The sequence below is a fragment of the Photobacterium sp. OFAV2-7 genome, from assembly GCF_022347985.1.
GTDB lineage: Bacteria > Pseudomonadota > Gammaproteobacteria > Enterobacterales > Vibrionaceae > Photobacterium.
On the sequence record NZ_JAKRFQ010000213.1, the window covers coordinates 1 to 6,628 of the forward strand.

Annotated in this window: 7 protein-coding genes; 5 read left to right on the forward strand and 2 right to left on the reverse strand. The window is 45.3% G+C overall.

The features are described 5' to 3' along the window. Positions 1-146: 146 nt before the first annotated feature. Together MHN01_RS12525 and MHN01_RS12530 are read left to right on the forward strand one after the other, a co-directional pair. Positions 147-2,036, forward strand: a complete 1,890-nt coding sequence (locus MHN01_RS12525) for a DEAD/DEAH box helicase (protein ID WP_239411656.1) — start codon at positions 147-149, stop codon at positions 2,034-2,036. Positions 2,037-2,078: 42 nt separating this feature from the next. After that, positions 2,079-2,519, forward strand: coding sequence for a hypothetical protein (locus tag MHN01_RS12530; RefSeq protein WP_239411657.1), 441 nt, complete (start codon positions 2,079-2,081; stop codon positions 2,517-2,519). A 24-nt stretch (positions 2,520-2,543) separates the two neighbouring features. Here MHN01_RS12530 and MHN01_RS12535 read toward each other — a convergent pair whose 3' ends face one another. Continuing rightward, on the reverse strand, positions 2,544-3,500 hold the full coding sequence (locus MHN01_RS12535; RefSeq protein WP_239411658.1) for a LysR family transcriptional regulator: 957 nt from the start codon (positions 3,498-3,500) through the stop codon (positions 2,544-2,546). 266 nt (positions 3,501-3,766) lie between these two features. On the opposite strand from MHN01_RS12535, the gene fabG reads away from it, so the two are divergent. Continuing rightward, positions 3,767-4,501: a 3-oxoacyl-ACP reductase FabG gene (gene fabG / locus MHN01_RS12540; RefSeq protein WP_239411661.1), complete on the forward strand. Its 735-nt coding sequence runs from the start codon at positions 3,767-3,769 to the stop codon at positions 4,499-4,501. Between the two features lie 84 nt (positions 4,502-4,585). On the opposite strand, the gene MHN01_RS12545 is transcribed toward fabG, so the two are convergent. Continuing rightward, positions 4,586-5,125 carry an HD domain-containing protein gene (locus MHN01_RS12545; protein ID WP_239411659.1) on the reverse strand — a complete coding sequence of 180 codons (540 nt, stop codon included), beginning with the start codon at positions 5,123-5,125 and terminating at the stop codon, positions 4,586-4,588. A 416-nt stretch (positions 5,126-5,541) separates the two neighbouring features. Here MHN01_RS12545 and MHN01_RS12550 point away from each other — a divergent pair, with 416 nt between their 5' ends. After that, the gene (locus MHN01_RS12550) at positions 5,542-5,751 is read left to right on the forward strand and encodes a cold-shock protein (RefSeq protein ID WP_075766136.1); all 210 of its coding nucleotides are present in this window, start codon (positions 5,542-5,544) and stop codon (positions 5,749-5,751) included. 354 nt (positions 5,752-6,105) lie between these two features. Beyond that, positions 6,106-6,628: SDR family oxidoreductase (locus MHN01_RS12555; RefSeq protein ID WP_239411660.1), on the forward strand; the 523-nt coding region annotated here is incomplete at its 3' end.

Sequence of the window (6,628 nt, forward strand, 5' to 3'; positions counted from 1 at the left end):
ATCTTCAATTTTTTCTGGCATTTTATCGAGTAATAGCGCACAATGCGCGCCTCAAATCGTCGAGGCCCATGCTTGTGGTTGCTGTTGCAGAACCGTTTAAAGTTAAAGGGGCCCCGTTTAAAGTTAGATTACATATTGGGATCCCAATGCAAGAATCTGTTACAGAATTTCGCCAGTTAGATCTGGCCGACACACTACTATCCGCACTTGACTCAATGGGCTTCGTTGCGCCGACCCCTATTCAGGCGGCGTCAATTCCTCTTCTACTAACTGGTACTGATGCGCTAGGTAAAGCTCAGACAGGTACTGGTAAAACAGCAGCGTTCTCTCTACCGCTTCTGAACAAGCTTGACCTAGGTCAGCATAAGCCACAGGCAATCGTTATGGCTCCGACCCGTGAGCTTGCGATTCAGGTGGCTGCAGAAATCAAAACGCTAGGCCAGAACATCAAGGGACTAAAGGTACTGGAAATCTACGGTGGTGCATCTATCGTTGATCAGATGCGTGCGCTTAAGTCTGGTGCTCACATCGTTGTTGGTACTCCAGGTCGTGTAAAAGATCTAATTACTCGCGACCGTCTGCACCTTGATGAAGTACACACTTTTGTACTTGATGAAGCTGACGAAATGCTAAAAATGGGTTTCGTTGACGACGTTACTTGGATCATGGAGCAAGCACCAGAGTCAGCGCAGCGCGTACTGTTCTCTGCAACTATGCCTCCAATGGTTAAAGAGATTGTTGATCGCTTCCTACGTAATCCTGCTCGTATCGACGTTGCAGGCGAAAACCGTACTGTTTCTCAGGTAGAGCAGCAGTTCTGGGTAGTGAAAGGTGTCGAGAAAGACGAAGCAATGAGCCGTCTTCTTGAAACTCAAGAAACTGATGCGTCAATCGTATTCGTACGTACTCGCCAAGATACCGAGCGCCTAGCTGACTGGCTATCTGCACGCGGCTTCAAAGCGGCTGCACTACACGGTGATATCCCTCAGTCGCTACGTGAGCGTACTGTTGATCACATCAAGAAAGGTGTTATCGATATCCTGGTTGCAACCGATGTTGTCGCTCGTGGTCTTGATGTGCCACGTATTACGCACGTATTCAACTACGATATCCCGTTCGACGTTGAGTCGTATATTCACCGTATCGGTCGTACAGGTCGTGCTGGACGTACAGGTAAAGCTATTTTGCTTGTTCGTACAAACCAGATCCGTATGCTGCGCACTATTGAGCGCGTAACTAAATCTCGCATGGAAGAAATTCAGCTTCCACTTCGTGATGCTGTTGCCGAAGCTCGCCTTAACCGTCTTGGTCAGGAGCTTGCTGCTCAGAAAGAGCAAACAAGTGTAGAAGCGTTTGTTGAGCTTGTAGAAAAGCTACAAGAAACAATTGAAGTTGATGCGGCCACGCTAGCGGCTATGCTGCTTCAGCGCCAGCAAGGTAACCGTCCGCTGTTCTACAAAGGTCCGGACCCAATGATTGCTGCTATCGAGCGTGACAAGCAGCGTCGTGAGCGTCGTCGTGATGATCGAGGTGGTGAGCGCGGTGAGCGTCGTGAACGTCGTTCTTACAACAACGCTGACTGGGATACTTACCAGCTTCAGGTTGGCCGTGAGCAAGGTGTACAGGTTAAAGATATCGTTGGTGCTATTGCGAACGAACTAGGCCTGAGCAAAGAGTTCATCGGTGCTATCAAGCTAGCGCCAGAGCATACTTATGTTCAGCTTCCTAAGAAGATGACTGCAGAAGTGTCTGCTCAGCTTAAGAAGCTACGCATTCGCCAAAACGAAGTAAAAGCTGTTGTTGTTGAAGGCGAGGTACTTCGTGAGCACCGTCGTGGTGGTGGTCGTGACGGCAACCGTGGTGGCTACCGTGGCAACCGTGATGGTAACCGTGAAGGTGGTCGTGGTCGTCGTGACGGCGAGCGTCGCTTTGACCGCAACCGTGGTGGCGACAACCGTGGCAGCTACCGTGGTGAACGCAACCATGGTTCAGCAGACCGTCCACGCCGTGACCGTAAGCCTCGCTACGAAGCTTAATCACTACGTTTGAAAAAAACCGGGCATTCGCCCGGTTTTTTTGTGTCTGTAGCAAATGAATATACCCAAGCGATCTTAACAATATATTCTCGCCCTATGCCTTCTTTGTTGTTACTACTTGATGATAATAATGAATATTGTTGTTTTGGTTGTTTCCTAATTGTATGTAGTAAATCGGCAACAATACACCCTCATGGCGCTGATTCCATCCCTGATATTGATATCAACTTCATTCCTGAAACTTTGTCGATTGATAAGACCGTTCTGGAGCATCCTCTTATTAAGTTGGTTCGTTACGATGAGATGATTGGCAAGGAGAGGGAAGCGATGCACAAACTGTCTTGTACCGTTTCTTTTGTTGACGGAAAACTCGTATTTACGTGGGAATATGGAGAGTTGATATATAACTCAGTAACGGTTGAAGAGTTAGCAGCGGCTTGCGCCGAGCAGTTGCTGACGCGGGTGTATTCACATTACGTCTGATGGACGCTATGGAGTGTTTATATCCTAGTCTTGTTCGGTAACTAAGACAGGTTGATTTTTATACGCACTCCTTCTTTTTTCCTTTTCAATCTCGCCGACGCGCTGGATGAGGTAATCCTTGAAGTTCGCACAACGGGCTGGCATATATTTCCTTGGTTTAAAGTAAAGGTTCAATTCAAACTCACTACTGACATAGTTCTTTAATACCGGAACCAAATTGCCTTTCGCTATTTCAGAGCCAATCAGGCTATAGGGGAGATAGGCAATTCCGCCGTGGGCAAGAGCAATATTTTTCAGCACTTCACTGTCGTCGGCTTCTACGGTCTGAGATATTTCGACTGAGTTATATTCACCGTCAAGTTCAAAGATCCACTTGTTACCGCCAACCAGAGTTGTCGCATATAGACACAAGTGTTGAGTAAGATCATTAGGAACGGTCGGCTCGCCAAATTGCTTGATATATTCCGGCGAGCAGCAAGCGATTAAGGGTTCACGTAATAAGGAGCGTTTTACCAGTAAGCTGTCTTTGTCCTGAAACCCGCGATAGGTCGCATTGGCCCGTATTGCAAAGTCGACATCATGAACATGATCAACTTCAAAAGCGGTTTCGAGCACGACAAAGTTAACGGATGGGTGCTCTTGCAGATATTCACCGATGATTTGGCTCAGATAGTGTTTGGCAAACAATGGGGTGCTTGCAATTTTGATGGTTCCCTTGTCGCCGTTGCTCAAGTTTTGGACTTCATTGAAAACATCATCAATTTCAGTATGAATAAGACTGAAGCGATCATAAAGGCGCTGACCTGCCTGTGTCGGGCTTATTTTTCTTGTCGTGCGCTTTAATAGGCTTACCCCCATATTTTCTTCAAGTTCGTTCAGCCAGCGACTGGCTGCTGATGCCGATATTCCATTTTTCTTGGCCGCCTCGCTGATGGAGCCTGAACGTATGACATGAAGAAAAAAGACAACCTTGTCTAACATTTCCTTTCCTGATTAATAATTAGCCACATACAATTTATAGCAAACTACGCCCTTGGAAACCAATGAAATAGCGATGACACAAAGGCTGCATGGTTATTTCCTTTATTCGCAAATGTGAATTGCAACAATGTTGGTAATAATTTTTCATCATTCATCTAAGATATGTAGACATGAAGTGAATTAGTGATGATTGTGTTTCCCAGCACGCTAATTGGAGCCATTTTTTGTATTCATACCTTTTATTGGTATTAAGGATGAGGGAAATGATGTTAAAAGATAAGATCTGCGTTGTTACCGGTGGTGCGCAAGGAATTGGGCGTTGTATTGTTGAAACCTTTGCGTCTAACGATGCAAAAGTGGTATTTGCCTGTGATATGAATGCTGCGGTTATGGCAGAACTTGAGTCTCAGTACACTAATGTACGTGCTGTTGAGCTAAATGTGTGTGACCGTTCGAGCATTGCCAATTTTGTCGAGAAGGTGAAAGCAGAATTTGGTCAAATAGATGTCTTGGTAAATAACGCGGGTATTACTCGTGATAATTTGATTGATAAAATGACTGAGGATGACTGGGATCTCGTATCGGACGTTAACCTCAAAGGCGTTTTCAATATGACTCAGGCTATCGCGCCTGTGATGATGGAAGTTGGGGCCGGTTCGATTATTAGCATGTCTTCTGTTGTGGGAACAGACGGTAATGTCGGACAGAGTAACTATGCGGCCACCAAAGGCGGCGTGATAGCGATGACAAAAGGCTGGTCGAAAGAATTTGCCCGCAAAGGGGCCAAGGTTCGTGCCAACTGTATCGCTCCCGGCTTTATCGAAACCCCGATGACTGTCGATTTACCAGAAAAAATTCTGGATTATATGAAGAAGAAAACGCCATTACAGCGTATGGGAACGCCTGAAGATATTGCTGAAGGGGCCCTGTTCCTTGCCAGTGACCGTTCCTCGTTTATCACTGGTCAGACACTGAAAATTGACGGTGGATTAGTCATCTAAGTCTTATACTGTTAGCAATAGCCACCGGCAGTCTCCGGTGGCTTTTTTCGTTATAACTCGCCATAAAATTGTGTCAGGGGGCGCTTACCATTTCATCATTGGAGCCGGGTTAAGCGGGTGCTTCTTGATTTGCTGCCAAGTTAACTGTACCAAGCGTTTATGAAAACCGGCATTGGGCAAGGCCTTTTTTACGTCAGTGATGAAGGTTGACGGTACTCCGCATTTGATCATGCCTAACGAAAAATCGACCAAATCACCTTGGCGGAACCACTCAACCAGTGGGTAGCGCTTGTTTTTATATGGCCTTATTTTATGGTGTTCCCCGATAATTAGTTCCACTTCTTCAGTCCATTCCTCAAGGTTGTTAGCCTGGAGGTATTCACGGGATTGCTTTATTGACGGTGGAAGATAGTCAACGGTATTGTCACTCCAGATCCCAATGTCATGAAAGGCGGCAGCAATAATGAGCTTTTTGCGCTCGACTTCATTGGGAATCGCCAAGTAAAAGCAGAAGTTCAGCATTCTGGTGACATGATTTTTATATCCTTCAAAGTCATCGCCGATGACAGGTTTCCACGGTTCCAAAATTTCATCAAGTAACGGGATTTGGGTTTCGACTGTCATTGAGACTCCTCTGAGTAATCGATGATGTGTATTGAGTATCTGCTAATTATTGGTCACACCTGTGTGTTTCTCTACAGCCATTACTGACAATTAAGGTGGTAAAACAGACATAGTGAGTCTCAGGTATTTAAGGCGATTTAACGTTTTGTTTTGGCATGCTGAACAAGACCCTAACGAAGCCAGAAATAAATGATAAAAACACTATACAAAGCGTTAAATGCTGGTAGTATTGACCCCGGCCTGTAATCAGACCTATTTATATGAAATACAAATTATGCTTTTAGAACGCTTCTCTACACCTGCTTACCAGCTAGTATCATGAAGTTTCCATTCATAATTATTCCTCACATAAGTAATTCTTTTCCCGGCTATACACGCATTATGCGAATTATTTGTTAAAAAATTAGGATATAATCATGTCTAAATCTACTGGTACCGTTAAGTGGTTCAACGAAGAGAAAGGTTTCGGTTTCATCACTCAGGACAACGGCGGCGCTGACGTTTTCGTTCACTTCCGTGCTATCGCTTCTGAAGGTTTCAAGACTCTTGCTGAAGGTCAGAAAGTTTCTTTCGAAACTGAGCAAGGCCAGAAAGGTCTTCAGGCAGCTAACGTAGTTAAGCTGTAATTTAAAGATTATTCTTTAAATGACAAAATGCTGGCTAAGGCCAGCATTTTTTGTATCCGGCAATCCGGTCTCCCTCTGTGGCAACTGACCTAAGGTTGTCATCAATAGTCTTTATTCGTTAGTTTTTGTATCACCACTTCCCTCCCAAGTTGTTTCACGAACTCTCATTATCTTTTTCATCCCTTGTTGAAAGTCACCTCAATGCTTTGAACCGATGCTCTCTTTTATCTAGTGAACAAGGCTGTTTTAGTCCTATTGGTCTAAAATGTGTTGATGTCTCTGGGTTAAGGTGGTAGCTTAATAGTCCAAGTGGTCCATTAAGATGTTTGGGCGAGAGTGCGGGCGGGAGGCAGAATGAAAAAGGTACTTGTAGCAGGAGCAACGGGCTATCTGGGGCGCTATATCGCCCATGAGCTGCAGAGCAGAGGTTATCGGGTCACTGTAGTCGTTAGAAATTCAGCAAAGCTTACCGCTTTCGAGAAAGCACATTTCGAGGTTATAGAGGCTGAGGTGACAAACCCAGACTCATTGGCGGGCTGTTGTGACGGTATAGATACTGTTATCTCAACTGTCGGTATCACCAGGCAAAAAGACGGCCTGACCTATATGGATGTTGACTATCAGGCTAATAAGAATTTATTACAGCAGGCTAGGCAGAGCGGGGTAGGGAAGTTTATTTATGTTTCCGCCCTGAATGGTGAAAAACTGAAACACCTGAAGATTTTTCAGGCCAAAGAAGCTTTCGTCGATGAGCTGAAAGCTTCTGGGCTTGAATATTGTGTTATTCGTCCGAATGGCTTTTTCTCTGATATGGCTGAGATCTTTCATATGGCGGAAAAAGGGCGCGTGTACCTGTTTGGTGACGGCTCGCTGAAAG

Excerpts from the sequence above, each read along its gene's own strand:
- MHN01_RS12525 (WP_239411656.1), top strand. The coding sequence starts at position 147 with ATGCAAGAATCTGTTACAGAATTTCGCCAGTTAGATCTGGCCGACACA.
- MHN01_RS12535 (WP_239411658.1), bottom strand. The coding sequence starts at position 3,500 with ATGTTAGACAAGGTTGTCTTTTTTCTTCATGTCATACGTTCAGGCTCC.
- fabG (WP_239411661.1), top strand. The coding sequence starts at position 3,767 with ATGTTAAAAGATAAGATCTGCGTTGTTACCGGTGGTGCGCAAGGAATT.
- MHN01_RS12545 (WP_239411659.1), bottom strand. The coding sequence starts at position 5,125 with ATGACAGTCGAAACCCAAATCCCGTTACTTGATGAAATTTTGGAACCG.
- MHN01_RS12550 (WP_075766136.1), top strand. The coding sequence starts at position 5,542 with ATGTCTAAATCTACTGGTACCGTTAAGTGGTTCAACGAAGAGAAAGGT.